Below are 16,465 nucleotides of genomic sequence, written 5' to 3'. Positions count from 1 at the left end.
GCCGGGATCTCCACCCGGCCGCGCACCACCAGCCGGGCCGTGGGCCGGGTCACCGACCGCAGGACCGGGCTCGCAGCCGGGCACGGGCGGCCGGACACGCCCTAGGATCAGCGGCATGACACCGGAAGAGGTCGGCCGGCGGCTCGTCACGCTGCTCGCCCCCGTCGAGGCCACCGCGACGGTTTCCGGGGGTCAGGCGCACTCCCGGGCCACCGTCGACGTACCCCCGCAGCAGTGGCGGGCGGCGTTGCTCGCCGTCCGCGACGACCCGGAGCTGGCCTGCGACTACTTCGACTGGCTCTCTGCGGTCGACGAACTGGCCGACGGCTTCGACGTGGTGGCCCACCTGTGGTCCACCACGCACCGGCACGGGGTGCTGCTCCGCACCCGGGTGCCCCGGGCCACGCCCACGGTCGACTCGGTGGTGTCGGTCTACCCGGGTGCCGCCTGGCACGAGCGGGAGACCCACGAGATGTTCGGCATCGACTTCGACGGACACGCCGACCTGCGGCCGTTGCTGCTGCCGCCGGAGTTCGAGGGCCATCCGCTGCGCAAGGAGTTCGTGCTCGCCTCCCGGGTCGCGAAGCCCTGGCCGGGGGCGAAGGAGCCGGGCGAGTCCGAGGCCGGTGGCGGTCGGCGGCCGATCCGGCCACCGGGGGTACCCGCACCGGGCGAGTGGGGTGTGGTGCCGACCCCGGCCGGGGCCGGTGGCGCCGGGGAGGGTCCGCGCGGCGGGACCCCGGCGCGGCCCGCCCGGGAGCGTCCGGCCCGACCGGCACCGGGTACGCGTCCACCGCGTACCCCCCGATCGGCCGGTCCCGCCGCAGACCCCGGAGCCGGTCCCGCCGCGGACCCGCCGAAGCCCGCCGCCGACCCGGCGGCGTCCGGGGGCGGCCCCGCCGGGGACCTGGCGGAGCCCCGGGCCGGCGAGGAGGGCACGCCCTGATGCCGCTCTGGCTGGAACTGGTGATCCGCATCGGTGGGGTGGTGGCCGCCTTCCTCGTCCTGCCGCTGCTGGTGGGTCAGGCCGAGCACAAGGTGATGGCGCACATGCAGGGCCGGCTCGGCCCGATGTACGCGGGCGCGTTCCACGGCTGGGCGCAGCTCGTCGCCGACGGCGTGAAGTTCGTGCAGAAGGAGGACGTCACCCCGCGTGCGGCAGACCGACCGGTGTTCCGGCTGGCTCCGGCGGTGGCCCTGGTGCCGTACCTGCTCGCCCTGCTGGTGATCCCGCTCGGCCCGAACGACCTGGTCGGTCAGCCGCTCGACGTGGGTCTGTTCTTCGTGCTGGCGGTGGTCGGCGTCGGTGTGCTGGCCGTGCTGATGTCCGCCTGGGCCTCGGCCAACAAGTTCAGCCTGCTCGGCGGGCTGCGCGGCGCGGCCCAGTTGCTCGGCTACGAGCTGCCGCTGGTGCTGGCCGCCGCGTCGGTGGCGATGGCCGCCGGCACGTTGAGTCTCTCCGGCATCGTCGAGGCGTGGCAGCCCTGGTGGCTGATCTGGCAGGCCCCGGCGATGGTGGTGTTCTTCGTGGCCGGCCTGGCCGAGATCCGCCGGCCGCCGTTCGACATGCCGGTGGCCGACTCCGAGCTGGTGTTCGGGTACATGACCGAGTACACCGGCCTGCGGTTCGCGTTCCTGCTGCTGGCCGAGTACGTCGGGATCGTGGTGATCGCCGCGCTGACCACCGTGCTGTTCCTCGGCGGTTGGCAGGGGCCGTTCGCCGACGACCAGCTCGGTTGGCTCTGGACCCTGCTCAAGGTGGCCGCCGTCAGCTTCGTGATCATCTGGCTGCGGGTCTCCTACCCCCGGCTGCGCGAGGACCAGTTGCAGCGGCTCTGCTGGCTGGTGCTGGTGCCGACCGCACTGGCCCAGCTCGTGCTGACCGCCGCCGTACGGGTGGCGCTGTAAGGAAGGGACCCCTACTACCGTCTCCGGTATAGCAGGGGTCCCTTCCTAACACCTCTCACCGTCGCCGCCCGACGGCACGCCGCCGCACGGTCCGCCGCACCTCCGCACGACGGCACGCCGCCGCCGTGCGGGCGGGCGGTCAGCGCAGCGGGGTGTGAGCGGGGTCGACCCGCTCGGCGGGCGCCGGAGGCGGCGGGGGAGTGCCGTCGCCGAACGGGCGACCGCCCAGCGACTCCCGGTCGTGCGGCGTGAGCCAGTTCGACAGGTCGGGGCCGACCGGCACCACCCCGGTCGGGTTGATGTCCCGGTGCACCTCGTAGTAGTGCCGCTTGATGTGGTCGAAGTCGATCGTGTCGCCGAAGCCGGGCGTGGTGAACAGGTCCCGCGCGTACGCCCACAGCACCGGCATCTCGCTCAGCTTCTGCCGGTTGCACTTGAAGTGCCCGTGGTAGACCGGGTCGAAGCGGACCAGCGTGGTGAACAGCCGCACGTCGGCCTCGGTGATGGTGTCCCCAACCAGATACCGCTGCCCGGCCAGGCGCTCGCTGAGCCAGTCGAGCCGGTCGAACAACCGGTGGTACGCCTTCTCGTACCCCTCCTGGCTGCCGGCGAAGCCGCACCGGTACACCCCGTTGTTGACGTCGGTGAAGACCAGCGCGTTGACCTCGTCGATCTCGTCGCGCAGGTGCTCGGGGTAGAGCTGCGGCGCGCCGGGACGGTGGTGCGCGGTCCACTCGGTGGAGAGGTCCAGGCTCATCCGGCTGTAGTCGTTGGTCACCACCTGACCGGTCGGCACGTCGACGATCGCCGGCACCGTGATGCCGCGCGGGTAGTCCGGGTACCGGGCGAAGTACGCCTGCTGGAGCCGCTCGATGCCGAGAACCGGGTCGCGCCCCTCGGGGTCGAGGTCGAAGGTCCAGCTCCGCGCGTCGTGGGTCGGCCCGGCGACGGCCATCGAGATCGCGTCCTCCAGCCCGAGCAGCCGCCGGACGATGATCAGCCGGTTCGCCCAGGGGCAGGCCCGGCTGACCGCGAGCCGGTAGCGGCCCGACTCGACCGGGTAGCCGTCCCGGCCGTCGACCGTGATCCGAGTGGTGATGTAGTTCTGGTCCCGGTTGAACTCGCCCTGCTCGACGTACTTCCCGCCGGTGCTCGTACCGCCCTCGCCCATCCCGCCCCCAAGGTGTCGCCACGTCGTCCTGGCTCCCATCATGGCCGATCATGCGCGGGCCGGCGCGGGGAGCCGCCGGACGCCACGGTCCGGGCCGGACGGTGGAGATCCTTCGGGTGGTGGTCGCGCGCGCCGTGGCCACAGGGCAGGATGTTGCGCATGAGCGAGCGAAGCGAGTCGGCCGGCGTACCCGGCAGCGGCCTGGTGAAGGGGCTGGCGGTCACGCTCAAGACGATGACGAAGCGCTCCACCACCCAGCAGTACCCGGACGTCGCGCCCGATCTGCCGCCCCGCTCGCGCGGGGTGATCGCGCTGATGGAGGAGAACTGCACGGTCTGCATGCTCTGCGCCCGCGAGTGTCCGGACTGGTGCATCTACATCGACTCGCACAAGGAGGAGGTGGCGGTGCCCGGCGCGGCCCGGCCCCGCCAGCGCAACGTCCTCGACCGGTTCGACATCGACTTCTCGCTCTGCATGTACTGCGGCATCTGCATCGAGGTCTGCCCCTTCGACGCGCTCTACTGGTCGCCCGAGTTCGAGTACTCCGAGTACGACATCAAGGACCTGCTGCACGACAAGGAACACCTGGGCGAGTGGATGGCGACCGTGCCGCCACCGCCCGCGCACGACCCGCAGGGTGAGCCGGCCAAGGAGGAGACCGCCGCCGCGCGCAAGGCTGCGGTCCCCGCCGCGTCCGCCGCCCGGCCGACCGCCCCGCCGGTACGCCCCGAGCGCCGCCCCGCCGCCCGCCCACCCGCCGCCGAGCCTCCCGCCGAGCCCGGTGCCGCAGGCGCGGGTACGCCCGAGACCGATGCCGGGGAAGGCACTCCCGCGTGACCGGGGTGGACGCCCTGCTGCTCGCCCTCGGTGCGGTGGCGGTCGGGTCGGGGGTGCTGGTGGTGGCGACCAGTCACCTGGTCCGGGCCGGGCTCTACCTGGTGGTCTGCCTCGGCGCGCTGGCCGGGATGTACCTGGTGCTCTCCGCCGAGATGGTGGCCTGGGTACAGGTGCTGATCTACGTCGGCGCGGTGGTGGTGCTGCTGCTGTTCGCGGTGATGCTGACCCGGGCGCCGATCGGCGCCTCCGACGACCTGGACCGTCCCGGCTGGCCCGCCGCGTTGATCGGTGGCGGCGTCGGGCTCGGGTTGTCCGCCCTGCTCGTCGACGCGTACCGCTGGACCGCGGTGGAACTGCCCGAGCCGGGCAACGCCGAGCGCATCGGTGAGCAGGTCTTCGGGAGCTGGGTGCTGCCGTTCGAGGTGCTCTCCGTGCTGCTGCTGTCCGCGCTGGTCGGCGCGATCGTGCTGTCCCGCCCGGAGATCGGCCGGGTACCACGCGACCGGGCCGAGGCGTCCGAGGGCAGCGCGTCCGAGGGCGGCGTGTCGGAGGGGCGGTCGCGGTGAGACCGGTCATCCCGTACGTCACCGCCGCCCTGCTGTTCGGCCTCGGTGTCTACGGCGTCCTGCGGCGACGTAACGCGGTGCTGGTGCTGATGGCCGTGGAGCTGATGCTCAACGCGGTGAACCTGATCCTGATCACCGCCGACACCACGGCCAAGGCGCTGCTGCCGCACGGCGGGCAGGTCTTCGCCCTCTTCGTGATCGTGCTGGCCGCCGCCGAGATCGGCGTGGGCCTGGCGATCGTGCTCCAGCTCTATCGGATGCGGGCCAGCGTGGCGGTGGACGAGATCCCGCTGGCCGAGCGCCCTCCTGACGAGCCGACGCCGGTGACGGCCGGTCCGGCCGGCGGCGTGGTCGCGGAGGGGGAGCGGTGAGCACCACGACGCTGCTGGGTGTGCTGCTGCCGGTCGTCCCGCTGGTCGCCGGCCTGACCGGTCTGCTGCTGCCGCCCTCGCCGCGCGGCTCCGCCCTCGGTGCGGACCCGGCCCGCCGGGCGGCCGTCGCGCTCGGCGTGACCGGTGCGGCCGGTGCTCTCGCCCTGGCGGTGGCCCTGCTGGTCACGCTGGACGACCCGGTGGAGGCGTCGACCACCTGGATCGACCTCGGCGGTCTCGCCGTCACCCTCGGGGTACGCCTCGACGGCGCCGCCGCGCTGGTCGCCGTCGCGGTCACCGCCGTGGCCCTGGCCGTGCAGGTCTACTCGACCGGTTACCTGAGCGGTGGCCCGCGCGACGACGGGGACGTCGACCACGGCTCCGTTGGGAAGGGAGCCGGTGAACCGGCAGGCTACCCGCCGTACGCGGCCCAGATCAGCCTCTTCACCGCCGCGATGCTGCTGGTGGTGGTCTCCGGGGACCTGATCCTGCTGCTGGTCGGCTGGGAGGTGATGGGCCTCTGCTCGTACCTGCTCATCGCGCACGACCGGCGGCTGCCGGAGGCCCCGGCCGCCGCGATGAAGGCGTTCCTGGTGACCCGGGTCGGCGACGTGGGCTTCCTGCTCGGCATCGCGCTGCTCGGCGTCTCGGCGGGTAGTTTCCGAATCCACGACGTGCTCGTCCACTCGCACAGCACCGCCACGCTCACCGCCGCCTGCCTGCTGCTGCTCGCCGGGGTGGCCGGCAAGAGCGCCCAGTTCCCGTTTCATACCTGGCTGCCCGACGCGATGGCGGGCCCGACCCCGATCTCCGCGTTGATCCACGCCGCCACCATGGTCGCCGCCGGCGTGTACGCGGTCACCCGACTGTGGCCGCTGTTCGAGGCCACGCCGGTCGCGTTGGCCGTGCTCGGCGTGATGGCGTCGGTGACGCTGCTGCTCGGCGCGCTGGCCGCCACCGCGCAGGACGACATCAAGCGGGTGCTGGCCTGGTCCACGGTCTCCCAGCTCGGCTACATGACCGGTGCGCTGGCCGTCGGTTCGCCGTCCGCCGCCCTGTTCCACCTGCTCACCCATGCCGCCTTCAAGGCGCTGCTCTTCCTCGCCGCCGGTGCGGTGATCCACGCCCTCGGCACCGCGCTGATGTCCCGGATGGGCGGGTTGCGGCACACCATGCCGGTCACCTTCTGGTGCATGCTGATCGGGCTGGGCGCGCTGGCCGGCGTACCGCCGCTCTCCGGGTTCTGGAGCAAGGAGGGCGTGCTGGCCGCCGCCGCCGCCGACGCCACCTCCGAGAGCGGCCCGGCCCCGACCTGGGTGGCGTGGCTGGTGCTGGTCTCCGGGCTGGTCGGGGTGGCGATCACCGCCTGGTACGCCACCCGGCTGCTGCTGCGGACCTTCTTCGGCACGCTGCGCACCCCGCAGCTCCATCCGCACGACCCGCCCGCCGCCCTGCGCTGGCCGCTGCTGCTGCTCGCGGTGCCGGCGGTCCTGCTGGGCCTGGCCGGGTTCTCGTCCTGGTTCACCGACCGGCTGCTCTCCAGCGCTCCCGGCGCACTGGGCGTTTCGGAACTGGTGCACGTCGGGCCGCTAATGCTGCTGCCACTGGCGCTGCTGCTGGTCGGGGTGGCCCTGGCCTGGCGGCGGGACCCGGTGGTCGACCCGGCCACCACGCTGGGTCCGCTGCGGCCGGTCCTCGCCCGCGCGTTCCGGCTCGACGACGTCCAGCACACCCTGGTGGTACGCCCGACGACCGCGTTGGGTCGGCTGGCCCGTACCGCCGACGAGCGGGTGGTGGACGGCGCGGTCACCGGCACCGGTCGGGCGGCCCGAGCGCTCGGCGGCGGGCTGGGCACCCTGCACCGGTCGGCCCTGCCCCGGGCGGTCGTCGCGGTGCTCGCCGGTGCGCTGCTGCTCGGCCTGGCCGCCGTCCTGATCGGAGGAGCGGCATGACATCCGGGGAAGTCCTGCTGGTGGCGGTTCTCGCGCTGCCGGCCCTCGGTGCCCTGGCGGTGGCGGCCACGCCGCACGACCGGGGTGCGCGGGTGCTCGGCACCGTCGTCGCCGCGCTGACCCTGGTTGCGGCCGTCGCGCTGCTCGCCGCCCGGGACGCTGGCTGGTCGGCGTACCTGCCGGACGGCAGCGCCGGGGCGGTCCTGCCCTGGCACGTCGTCGACCTGCCCTGGGTGCCCGGCCTGGACCTGCGCTTCCACCTCGGGGTGGACGGCATCTCCTGGCCGCTGGTGGTGCTCACCGCCCTGCTCACGCTGCTCTGCTGCGGCTACAGCCTCTGGCGGGTGCCGACCGGCGGCAGCGGGAAGGCGCTGGTGGCGCTGCTGCTGGTGGTCGAGGTCGGCATCCTCGGCACCTTCCTCGCCCTCGACCTGGTGCTGTTCTTCCTCTTCTTCGAGGTGGTCCTGCTGCCGATGTACGCGATCATCGTCGGCTGGGGCGGCGACAGCACCGACCTGGCGGCGGTCGACGCGCGGCGGCGGGCGGCCCGGAAGTTCGCCCTCTACACCCTGTTCGGCTCGGTGCTGCTGCTGGTCGGCGTCTACGTCGTGGTGGCCGCTGCCGGCACCGCCGACATCGTGGCGCTGACCGGCGGCACGGAACTGTCCAGGACCACCCAGCTCACCGCGTTCACCCTGCTCGCGGTGGCCTTCGCGGTGAAGAGCCCGCTCTGGCCGCTGCACTCCTGGCTGCCCGACGCGCACACCCAGGCGCCGACGGTCGGCAGCGTGCTGCTCGCCGGTGTGCTGCTCAAGATGGGCACGTACGGCCTGATCCGGGTCGCCGTCGGGGTGGCCCCGGAGGGTGCCCGCTGGGCGGCACCGGTGCTCGGCGTGCTCGCCGTCGCCGCCATCCTGGTCGGCTCGCTGGTCTGCCTGGCACAGACCGAGCTGAAACGGCTGATCGCCTACTCCAGCGTGGGGCACATGGGCTTCGTGCTGCTGGGGATCGCCACCCTCACCGCCACCGGCATCCAGGCGGCGCTGATCGGCAACGTGGCGCACGGCATTATCACCGGCCTGCTCTTCTTCCTGGCCGGCGCGATCAAGGACCGGACCCACACCGGTGCGCTGAGCGAACTGTCCGGGCTGCGGGAGACCGCCCCCCGGCTCTCCGGGCTGCTCGCCTTCGCGGCGGTCGCCTCGCTCGGGCTGCCCGGCCTGGCCGGCTTCTGGGGTGAGGCGTTCGCCGTGGTCGCCGCGATCCAGGTGGGCGGCGCACTCTGGACCACGCTGGCCGTGCTGGCGGCGCTCGGCGGGGCGTTGACCGCCGCGTACCTGCTGCGGCTGTTGCGCCGGGTAACCCACGGCCGACCGACACCGACGGTGCGCGCCCTCGGCCCGGGGATCGCCGGGCCCGAACTGGCGGCCTGGGTGCCGCTGGTGCTGCTGACCCTCGCCGTCGGGCTGGCCCCGGCCCTGGTGCTGGGCGTCGCCGAGGCACCGGTGGCCGCCCTGGTGGGAGTGCTGCCATGAGCGAGCGTCAGCGAGCGAATCATCAATGCGGGGCGGTGGTGCCTCGTGGCGGCACGCAGCGGAGCGGAGTGCCGGCATGAGCGAGCGTCAGCGAGCGAATCGTCGGTACAGCGCGGTGGTGCCTCGTGGCGGCACGCAGCGGAGCGGAGTGCCGGCATGAGCGAGCGTCAGCGAGCGAATCGTCGGTACAGCGCGGTGGTGCCTCGTGGCGGCACGCAGCGGAGCGGAGTGCTGGCATGAGCATGGTGCAGAGTGTCGACCACGTCGCGTTGCTTCCGGCGTACCTGGCCGCCGGGACGGCCGTCCTGGTGCTCCTGGTGGACCTGCTGCTGGCCCGTCCGGCGGCGACGGTGGCCGCGGCGGTTACCGGTGCGGTCGCCACCGCCGTGGGGGCGGCGGCGGTCGGCACGCTGCCGGATCGGCGGACGTTCTGCGTCGGCGCCGACTGCTCGTACGTCTTCGGTGGCCGGGCCGCCCTGGTCGCGGCGCTGGTGGCGCTGCTGCTGGTCGGCGTGCTGGCGCTGTCCGGGCCGTTGCTACGCGACGGGCGTACGCCGGTGGGGGAGTACTGCTTCCTGCTCGCCTGCTCGATGACCGGCGGTGTGGTGCTCGGCGCGGCCGGCGACCTGATCACCCTGATCGTGGCGGTGGAGGTGCTTACCCTGCCGCTGTATGTGCTGGTGGGGCTGCGCCGGGGCAGCCTGGCCAGCGCCGAGGCGGCGGTGACCTTCTTCGTGGTGAGCGTGGTGGCCACCACGCTGACGCTGCTCGGTGCCGCGCTGCTCTACGCGGTCAGCGGCGCGCTGCACCTGGAACGGCTGGGTGGGCTGCTCGCCGACGGGGCGCTGCTCGACGTGCCGCTGACCACGGTGGCGGTGACGCTCGTGGTGGCGGGACTGGCGTTCAAGGTGGCGGCGGTGCCGTTCCACGTCTGGGCGCCGGCCACCTACGACGGTGCACCGCTGCCGGTGGCCGCGTACCTGTCGACGGCCTCGAAGCTCGGCGGCGTGGTGGCCCTGCTCGCCGTCGTGCAGCACGCGTTGCCGGCCGAGGTGACCGGTCCGGTGCTGGCCACGGTCGCGGTGCTGACCATGACCGTGGGCAACCTGGTGGCGCTGCGTCAGCGGCGTACGGTGCGGTTGCTGGCCTGGTCCTCGGTGGCGCAGGCCGGGTACATCCTCGCTCCGCTCGGCGCGCTGGCCCTGGCCGATCCGGACGCGCGCACCGGCGCGTACGCGGCCGCCCTGGCGTACGCGGTCTTCTTCGTGTTGTTGGAGTTGGCGGCCTTCGCCGGGGTGGTGGCGCTGCGCCCGGCCGGCGCGGACGGCGGCACCCTGGACGACCTGCGGGGTGCGGCCCGCCGGCACCCGTGGATCGGCGGTGGCCTGGCGTTCGCGCTGGTCGGGTTGGCGGGCCTGCCACCGGCGCTGGCCGGGCTGTTCGCCAAGGTGACGGTGGTCCGTTCGCTGCTCGGCGGCGAGGCGAACTGGCTCGCCCTGGTGGTGGCGGTGAACGCGGTCATCGGCCTGGCCTACTACCTGCGTGTCGCGGCGTCGCTCTACGGTCCGCCCGGGGACACCGCCGCGCCCGCTGTCCGGCCGGGACGGGCGGTGATCGCCGCGCTGGCGGTGGCGACGCTCCTCGCCGTGGTGGTCGGGTTCGCACCGCAGGTCGTGCTGGATCTCGCCGGAGGCTGACCACGACCGCACTCCTGGTCATGACTGCCACTCAGGTAACTCTCAGTCATGAAGCGGATGGTTTACGGGTACCGGGTTGTTGTACCGGTCAGCGGATCCCGTCATCCGTGCACCGAAGGAGTGATCGTGCACCACAACCGTCTGAAGACCGCCGCGTTGCTCGGCCTGCTCACCTCGCTGATCCTGGCGGTGGGCTACTGGTTCGGCGGCAGTGGCGGACTGGTCGTCGCCGTCCTCGTCTCGCTGGCGATGAACGGTTTCACCTACTTCTACTCGGACAAGCTGGCGTTGCGCTCGATGCGGGCGCAGCCGGTCACCGAGGCGCAGTTCCCGGAGCTGTACCACATGGTGCGGGAACTGGCCGCCGAGGCGCGGCAGCCGATGCCCCGCCTCTACGTGAGCCCGACCGCCCAGCCCAACGCGTTCGCCACCGGCCGTAACCCGCAGAACGCGGCGGTCTGCGTGACCCAGGGGATCGTCGAGATCCTCGACTACCGCGAGCTGCGGGGCGTGATCGGCCACGAACTGTCCCACGTCTACAACCGGGACATCCTCATCTCCAGCGTGGCGGCCGGGCTGGCCGGCATCATCACCATGCTGGCGAACCTCGCCCTGTTCATCCCGCTCGGCGGCAACAGCGACGAGGACGGCCCGAACCCGATCGTGCTGCTGCTCACCATCATCCTGGGCCCGATCGCCGCGACCGTCATCCAGCTCGCGATCAGCCGCAGCCGGGAGTTCCAGGCGGACGCCTCCGGCGCCGAGCTGACCCGTGACCCGCTGGCCCTGGCCAGCGCGCTGCGGAAGATCCACATGGGTACCCAGCGTCGGCCGTTGCCGGCCGAGGGCCAGCTCACCAGCACCGCTCACTTGATGATCGACAACCCGTTCAAGGGCGGCGGTATCTCCGCCCTGTTCGCCACGCACCCCCGGATGGAGGAGCGCGTGGCCCGACTGGAGCGGATGGCCGCCCAGACCGGCCCGGTCCGCTACCAGCGCTGACGCACCACCCAACCCCTTCGCCGCCCGCGCCGGGTCACCTGGCGCGGGCGGCGCTTCGGTACGCCCGTGTGAGCGCGATAACCATGTTGCCCGGCGCCGTCGGGGCGTTAGGGTCTAAACGAATCTGGCTCATTACATCTGCGGTGGGGGTTAAGGGTGGTCGGGCTGCGTCGGTATCTGAGCGTCTGGCAGATCCCAGGGGCACCGACCCTGCTGGTCACCGGCATCCTCGGGCGACTCGGGATCGGCATGACGCCGCTGGCGCTGCTGCTCGTCGTGGAGCAGGTCACCGGCCGGTACTCGCTGGCCGCCCTGGCCGGCGGCTGCTACGCCCTCACCGGTGCCGCGCTCAGTCCGGTCGCCGGACGGATCGCCGACCGGATCGGCCCCACCCCGGTGCTGGTCGGCACCGCGATCGCCCATCCGCTGGCGCTGATCGGGCTGCTCCTGTCGGCCCGCTCCGACACCGTCCCCTTCACCGTGGTGCTGGTGGCCTCGGCGCTGGCCGGAGGGTCGTACCCGCCGCTGACCGCCGCCATCCGGGGCGCCTGGAACGACCTGACCAGCGTCTCCTCGGGTCGCTACCACCTGCGCAACACGGCCCTCGCCGCAGAGACGACGCTGTTCGAGATCGTCTTCGTGCTCGGCCCGCTGCTCGTCGCCGGCTTCATCCTGCTCGCCGACGCCGGAGCGGCCCTGATCGGCGCGGCCGTGGTCACCCTCGTCGGCACCGTGGCGGTGGCGCTCGGCCGCACCATGCGCGGCTGGCAGCCGCACTCCCGTGAGCACCGCACCCGAGGGCTCGGCCCGCTGCGGGTCCCCGGCTTCCCGGCGCTGCTGCTCTGCGTGGCCAGCCTCGGCATCGCGTTCGGCGCGACCGGCGTGACCGTGCCGGCGTTCGCCACCCGCTACGCCGCCGACGACCCGGACAGCCTCGCCGGTGTGCTGCTGGCCGTCTGGGGGATCGGCAGCGCGATCGGCGGGTTCTGGTTCGGCCTGCGCCGTCCGGCCCTCAACATGACCCGCCAGTTCGCCTGGCTGCTGGGCGGGGTGGCGAGCAGCTTCGTGGTGTTCGCCGTGATGCCCACGGCGGGCGCGCTGGGCGTCGCCCTGGTGATCGGTGGTGCCGCCATCGCGCCCGCGCTGACCCTGGAGAACACCCTGGTCGGGCGGATCTCCCCGCTGGGCATGCTGAACGAGGCGTACACCTGGGTGGTGACCATGTCGGTCGGCGCGAGCGCGGCCGGTGGCGCGGTCGCCGGCCTGATCGTCGACCAGGCCGGTGGCGTGCCCTGGGCTTTCCTGTTCGCCGGTGCGGCGGTCGCCGTCGGGGCCGGGGTCGCGGCCCTGCCCGCCGGCCCCATCGCCCGCGCCGAAGCCGACGCGGTACGCCTGGAAGCCCCGGCCGCCGTCTGACCGCAGCCCGAACGGGTACCCGGGCGGCATGTTCGCATTCTTCTCGAACCGCCTCGGCTGCCTGGGCTCGATCCTGGTCAGCGCCGTCCTGACCGTCCTGCTGTTGTTGCTCTTCAACCGGTGAGTCGCGTCGACCCGTCCACGTCGGTCCGGTCCACGGTCAGGGGCGCAACGCACGGAGCGCGTGCGTGACCAGCGCGTCGGCGTACTCGTCGGTGAGTGGCCCGAGGCGGAGCAGCCACCGCTGGTACAGCGGCGCGTAGAGCAGTTCGAGCGTCAGGTCCAGGTCGGCGTCGGCGCGGATCTGCCCGGCCCGCTGCGCGCTGCGCAGCCGCTCCCGCTTGGCCTCGTCCACCGGAGCCGCCAGCCGTTCCCGGTACTGCGCGGCCAGCTCCGGATCGGCGGCGATCTCCAGGTTGAGCGCCCGGATCGGCGCCTCGAACGCCGGGTCGGCGAACTCCGCGACGGTGGCCTGCAGCACCGTCCTCAGGTCGGCCTCGATGTCACCGGTGTCCGGCAGCTTCACACTGCCGGCCTCCTCGCTCAACGCCAGGAACGCGTCGAAGACCACGGCCCCCTTGGACCGCCACCACCGATAGATCGTCTGCTTGCCGACCCCCGCCCGTGCCGCGATGGCCTCAATGGAAAGCTTCGCGTACCCGAGCTCGGAGACCAGTTCCCGCGTGGCACCCAGCACGGCCTGCCGGGACCGTTCACTGCGGCGCGCGGGGTCCGGACGCTTCGGTGCCGGTGCCGGTGCCGGTGCCGGTGCCGGTGCCTGGGCAGTGGCCTGGGCCTGGGCCTGGGTCGGGTCGGTGTTTCTCGCGGCCGGGGACATGGGTGTGAGCATATCGAGAGTAAGACGAGACGGTCCGTCTTGACGGATCGGTGTCGGCGGCGCAGACTCGATCCGTCAAGCGAGACGATCCGTCTCGTCTCGTCTCATCAGGGGAGGTGCGAGGTGGCAGATTCTCGCGTGTGGTTCGTCACCGGAGCCACCCGTGGCCTGGGCCGGGCGGTCACCGAGGCCGCCCTGGCCGCAGGGGACCGGGTCGTCGGAGCGGCCCGCGACGTCGACCCGTTGGCCGAGCTGGCCGCGCGCCACCCCGACCGGCTGGTCGCGCTGCCCCTGGACGTCGCCGACCGGGCCGCCGTCACGGAGGCGGTGGACCGCGCGGCCGAGACGTACGGCCGGCTCGACGTCGTCCTCAACAACGCCGGCGGGATGCTGCTCGGCATGCTGGAGGAAGCCACCGAGGAACAGATCCGCCAGCACTTCGACGTCAACTTCTTCGGTGCCGTCTGGGTCACCCAGGCCGTCATCCCGCACCTACGCGCCCAGGGCAGCGGTCGCCTGCTCCAGGTCACCTCGATGGGCAGCGGAGGCGGCGTGGCCTCCGTCGGCTTCTACGCGGCCGGCAAAGCCGCACTCGACGCGCTCAGCCAATCTCTGGCGATGGAACTCGCACCCTTCGGCATCACGGTCAGCATCGTGCAGCCGGGCGGCTACGACACCGGGCTCTACACGACGGGCACCACCACGACCGAGCCCCAACCGGCGTACGCACCGTTGCGGGCGAAACTGGCCGAACTCTGGGGCGACGACGCCGGCCCACCGCCCGAGACCGCCGCACCGGTCATCATGAAGCTGGTCGACCTGCCCGAGCCGCCGCTACGCCTCATCGTCGGCAGCAACTCCTACGACATCGTCCGGCAGATGGAGCAGGCCAGAGTCGACGAGTACCGGGCCTGGGAGGACCTCAGTCGCCAGGCACCCGGCTGAGCCGCGCGTACCCCGCTCGCACCGGCTCGGCGCAGACGCCGCCCGCCGGCCGCCCCCGGGTCTTCCTCGGGGGCGGCCGACAGCGTGGGCCGCTGCCTCAGCGGTAGTTGTTGAACTGCAGGGCGACGCCGAAGTCCTCGCCCTTGAGCAGCGTGATGACGGCCTGCAGGTCGTCCTTCTTCTTGCCGGTGACCCGAAGCTGGTCACCCTGGATCTGCGCCTGGACTCCCTTGGGCCCCTCGTCGCGGATCTTCTTGCTGATCGCCTTGGCCTTCTCCTGGTCGATGCCCTGGATCACCTTGGCGTCGATCTTGAAGATCTTGCCCGACGGGCGCGGGTCACCCGCGTCCAACGACTTCATCGAGATGTTGCGCTTGACCAACTTCTCCTTGAAGACGTCCAGCGCGGCCTTCACCCGCTCCTCGGTCTCCGCCTGAAGGCTGATCGCCTCCTCGCCCGACCAGGAGATCTCCGCGCCGGTCCCCCGAAAGTCGAACCGCGTCGCGAGCTCCTTCTCCGCCTGGCGAAGGGCGTTGTCGACCTCCTGGCGGTCGACCTTGCTCACGATGTCGAACGACGGGTTCGCTGCCATGCTCATGCTCCTGCTGTCTGGCTGGTTTGTGATCCTTTGCCCCCCGATGCCCAGGGGTACGACTCCCTGACGGTACCCGGTTGCGGCCGCGCCGGGGGTAGCCGCTATCCTTGCTTCCGCTACTGCGCCACGGCGCGGTGGCACGCCCTGGCGGGTTGCCCGAGCGGCCAATGGGAGCGGACTGTAAATCCGTCGCGAAAGCTTCAGAGGTTCGAATCCTCTACCCGCCACCAGGTGCGACAACGGCCCCCGACCAGCAGAGATGCTGATCGGGGGCCGTTCTCGTTGATCAGAGACGACGGGCACTTTGATGGCCCGCAGTACAGTGTCGGCCGTATGTGCGAAGGCCACCGAGAAGCCTCGACTTGCCCGGTCAGATGGGCAGGCCACCAGGCCCGCATTCAGGGGGCTGTGTGACCACTCGGCTCATCCGGGCGATGGCGGGTGCCCTTGTCGGGGTCCTTGCCATCACCGGCTGCAGTACCCTCTTCGCGGCTTCCGACCAGCTCGGCGACGACGTGTTCGTCCAGCCGGGCAGCTACGGCTGGGGCGGCTCCTTCGATGTCGGCCATCGGCTCACCGACGGCGTCACGATCGTGCGGATCGAGCAGGGGCCAGTAACGATCAAGAGCATCGAACCGGTCATGCAGGGTGACTCGGTCCGTCTCCTTGGTGTCCAGGTGCGGTTACTAACCGCCTCCCGAGGATCCCCCGTGGTCGACTCCGAAGGCTGGCCGCCGAAGCATCCTGACCTCGACGGTGCGGAGGACCCGGAGCGGCTTGTCGTTCCTGCCCCTGGCACCGCGGACCGGGTCGACCATCCCGACGGCAGGGTCTATATCGAGATCCTGGTCGGCTACGAGTTCGTCGGTACAGGCCGTACGATCCGTCGCGGAATGAACGTCGCCTACGAACTCAACGGCCAGCGGCGACACGTCTTTCTGCCCAGCTACATGGCGGTCTGTGCGCCCGCGACCGTGCAGTGCCAACACGAGGACGAGAACGGGCCGGTTCCGCTCGACACGTCATCGCCCTGACGGCCATTTCGACGCCGGAAGACGGGGTGAGGGCACTGTCGCTCAGGTCCTGATGTCGGCCGAGCCGGCCTCGCTCTCGACGAGGCGGCGCGCTTCGGCACGTACCTCGGCGTCGACCGGCGTCACATCGCTTCCGGTGAACTGGGCGATCTCGTACGCGTCGTCGAGGCGGACCAGTCGGTGCATGAGCGGCGCCCCGTCGAGGGTGACGCACTGGTACGCCCACCCGGTCAGCTCCGAGGGCGTGATCGTGCCGGCGAGGAGCCGTCGCGCCATGACCCGACCGGCGGCTTCGTCGCCCTGCGGGCTGTTCTCCGGGTGAAAGGTCAACCCGAGTTCGTCCAGTGCGCCCGGCAGCCAACGTCGTACGTCGTCGTTGTCGCCGCCCCTGGCTGAGGAGAGCCCCGCCAGGATCCGGAGGGTCGGGCTGTCCACGCCTGCCACGAGACAGTCGCAGGCGGCCTCGATCACCTCGGCTGCGGTGCGAGATCCGACGCTCCAGAAGGTGGCGGCCTCCTGGAGGTTGGCACGTGCGTCCTCGGCGCGCATCGCTCCATGGTCGTGCCGACTCGTACGCGAGTCCACGCCTTAACGAAGT

15 protein-coding genes, 1 tRNA gene and 1 pseudogene are annotated in these 16,465 nt (G+C 72.1%); 13 read left to right on the top strand and 4 right to left on the bottom strand.

Translation table 11 applies throughout. The features are described 5' to 3' along the window. Positions 1–115: 115 nt before the first annotated feature. Positions 116–715, top strand: a pseudogene (locus ACZ31C_RS08580) (NADH-quinone oxidoreductase subunit C); the annotation flags it as partial. A 230-nt stretch (positions 716–945) separates the two neighbouring features. Further along, positions 946–1,908, top strand: a complete 963-nt coding sequence (locus tag ACZ31C_RS08575; protein WP_131057418.1) for a complex I subunit 1/NuoH family protein — start codon at positions 946–948, stop codon at positions 1,906–1,908. Between the two features lie 139 nt (positions 1,909–2,047). Here ACZ31C_RS08575 and ACZ31C_RS08570 read toward each other — a convergent pair whose 3' ends face one another. Next, the gene (locus ACZ31C_RS08570) at positions 2,048–3,079 is read right to left on the bottom strand and encodes a glutathione S-transferase family protein (RefSeq protein WP_465795014.1); all 1,032 of its coding nucleotides are present in this window, start codon (positions 3,077–3,079) and stop codon (positions 2,048–2,050) included. 159 nt (positions 3,080–3,238) lie between these two features. On the opposite strand from ACZ31C_RS08570, the gene ACZ31C_RS08565 reads away from it, so the two are divergent. The 8 genes from ACZ31C_RS08565 (at position 3,239) to ACZ31C_RS08530 (ending at position 12,455) form a co-directional block, all read left to right on the top strand. Further along, on the top strand, positions 3,239–3,916 hold the full coding sequence (locus ACZ31C_RS08565; RefSeq protein ID WP_465794710.1) for a NuoI/complex I 23 kDa subunit family protein: 678 nt from the start codon (positions 3,239–3,241) through the stop codon (positions 3,914–3,916). Next, entirely contained in the window at positions 3,913–4,482 is a 570-nt protein-coding gene (locus tag ACZ31C_RS08560) for an NADH-quinone oxidoreductase subunit J family protein (protein WP_465794709.1), read from the top strand. Before ACZ31C_RS08565 ends, ACZ31C_RS08560 begins: the two co-directional genes overlap by 4 nt. Next, positions 4,479–4,853 (top strand): NADH-quinone oxidoreductase subunit NuoK, encoded by a 375-nt coding sequence (gene nuoK, locus ACZ31C_RS08555; protein ID WP_350692923.1) that lies wholly within the window; start codon positions 4,479–4,481, stop codon positions 4,851–4,853. The genes ACZ31C_RS08560 and nuoK overlap by 4 nt, the downstream gene beginning before the upstream one ends. Continuing rightward, positions 4,850–6,805, top strand: coding sequence for an NADH-quinone oxidoreductase subunit 5 family protein (locus ACZ31C_RS08550; RefSeq protein WP_465794708.1), 1,956 nt, complete (start codon positions 4,850–4,852; stop codon positions 6,803–6,805). The genes nuoK and ACZ31C_RS08550 overlap by 4 nt, the downstream gene beginning before the upstream one ends. Next, positions 6,802–8,340 (top strand): complex I subunit 4 family protein, encoded by a 1,539-nt coding sequence (locus ACZ31C_RS08545; protein ID WP_465794707.1) that lies wholly within the window; start codon positions 6,802–6,804, stop codon positions 8,338–8,340. The genes ACZ31C_RS08550 and ACZ31C_RS08545 overlap by 4 nt, the downstream gene beginning before the upstream one ends. 236 nt (positions 8,341–8,576) lie before the next feature. Then, positions 8,577–10,037 carry an NADH-quinone oxidoreductase subunit N gene (locus ACZ31C_RS08540; RefSeq protein ID WP_465794706.1) on the top strand — a complete coding sequence of 487 codons (1,461 nt, stop codon included), beginning with the start codon at positions 8,577–8,579 and terminating at the stop codon, positions 10,035–10,037. Positions 10,038–10,163: 126 nt separating this feature from the next. Continuing rightward, positions 10,164–11,039 (top strand): zinc metalloprotease HtpX, encoded by an 876-nt coding sequence (gene htpX / locus ACZ31C_RS08535; protein ID WP_465794705.1) that lies wholly within the window; start codon positions 10,164–10,166, stop codon positions 11,037–11,039. 156 nt (positions 11,040–11,195) lie between these two features. Beyond that, positions 11,196–12,455 (top strand): MFS transporter, encoded by a 1,260-nt coding sequence (locus ACZ31C_RS08530; protein WP_465794704.1) that lies wholly within the window; start codon positions 11,196–11,198, stop codon positions 12,453–12,455. A gap of 160 nt (positions 12,456–12,615) precedes the next feature. Here ACZ31C_RS08530 and ACZ31C_RS08525 read toward each other — a convergent pair whose 3' ends face one another. Beyond that, positions 12,616–13,293: a TetR/AcrR family transcriptional regulator gene (locus ACZ31C_RS08525; protein WP_465794703.1), complete on the bottom strand. Its 678-nt coding sequence runs from the start codon at positions 13,291–13,293 to the stop codon at positions 12,616–12,618. Positions 13,294–13,416: 123 nt separating this feature from the next. On the opposite strand from ACZ31C_RS08525, the gene ACZ31C_RS08520 reads away from it, so the two are divergent. Further along, a complete protein-coding gene (locus ACZ31C_RS08520; RefSeq protein ID WP_465794702.1) occupies positions 13,417–14,238 on the top strand; it encodes an SDR family NAD(P)-dependent oxidoreductase in 822 nt (273 codons plus the stop codon). 97 nt (positions 14,239–14,335) lie between these two features. Here ACZ31C_RS08520 and ACZ31C_RS08515 read toward each other — a convergent pair whose 3' ends face one another. Further along, positions 14,336–14,830 (bottom strand): YajQ family cyclic di-GMP-binding protein, encoded by a 495-nt coding sequence (locus tag ACZ31C_RS08515; protein WP_161594942.1) that lies wholly within the window; start codon positions 14,828–14,830, stop codon positions 14,336–14,338. 149 nt (positions 14,831–14,979) lie between these two features. On the opposite strand from ACZ31C_RS08515, the gene ACZ31C_RS08510 reads away from it, so the two are divergent. Continuing rightward, positions 14,980–15,063, top strand: a tRNA-Tyr gene (locus tag ACZ31C_RS08510). Positions 15,064–15,243: 180 nt separating this feature from the next. Next, complete coding sequence (locus ACZ31C_RS08505) at positions 15,244–15,867, top strand: hypothetical protein (RefSeq protein ID WP_465794701.1); 624 nt, start codon at positions 15,244–15,246, stop codon at positions 15,865–15,867. 42 nt (positions 15,868–15,909) lie between these two features. On the opposite strand, the gene ACZ31C_RS08500 is transcribed toward ACZ31C_RS08505, so the two are convergent. Continuing rightward, on the bottom strand, positions 15,910–16,416 hold the full coding sequence (locus tag ACZ31C_RS08500) for a hypothetical protein (protein ID WP_465794700.1): 507 nt from the start codon (positions 16,414–16,416) through the stop codon (positions 15,910–15,912). Positions 16,417–16,465: the final 49 nt, after the last annotated feature.

The sequence above is a fragment of the Micromonospora sp. NPDC023869 genome, assembly GCF_055559695.1.
Note: the sequence above shows the minus strand (reverse complement) of the source record. Positions and strands in the feature narration are given on the sequence as shown.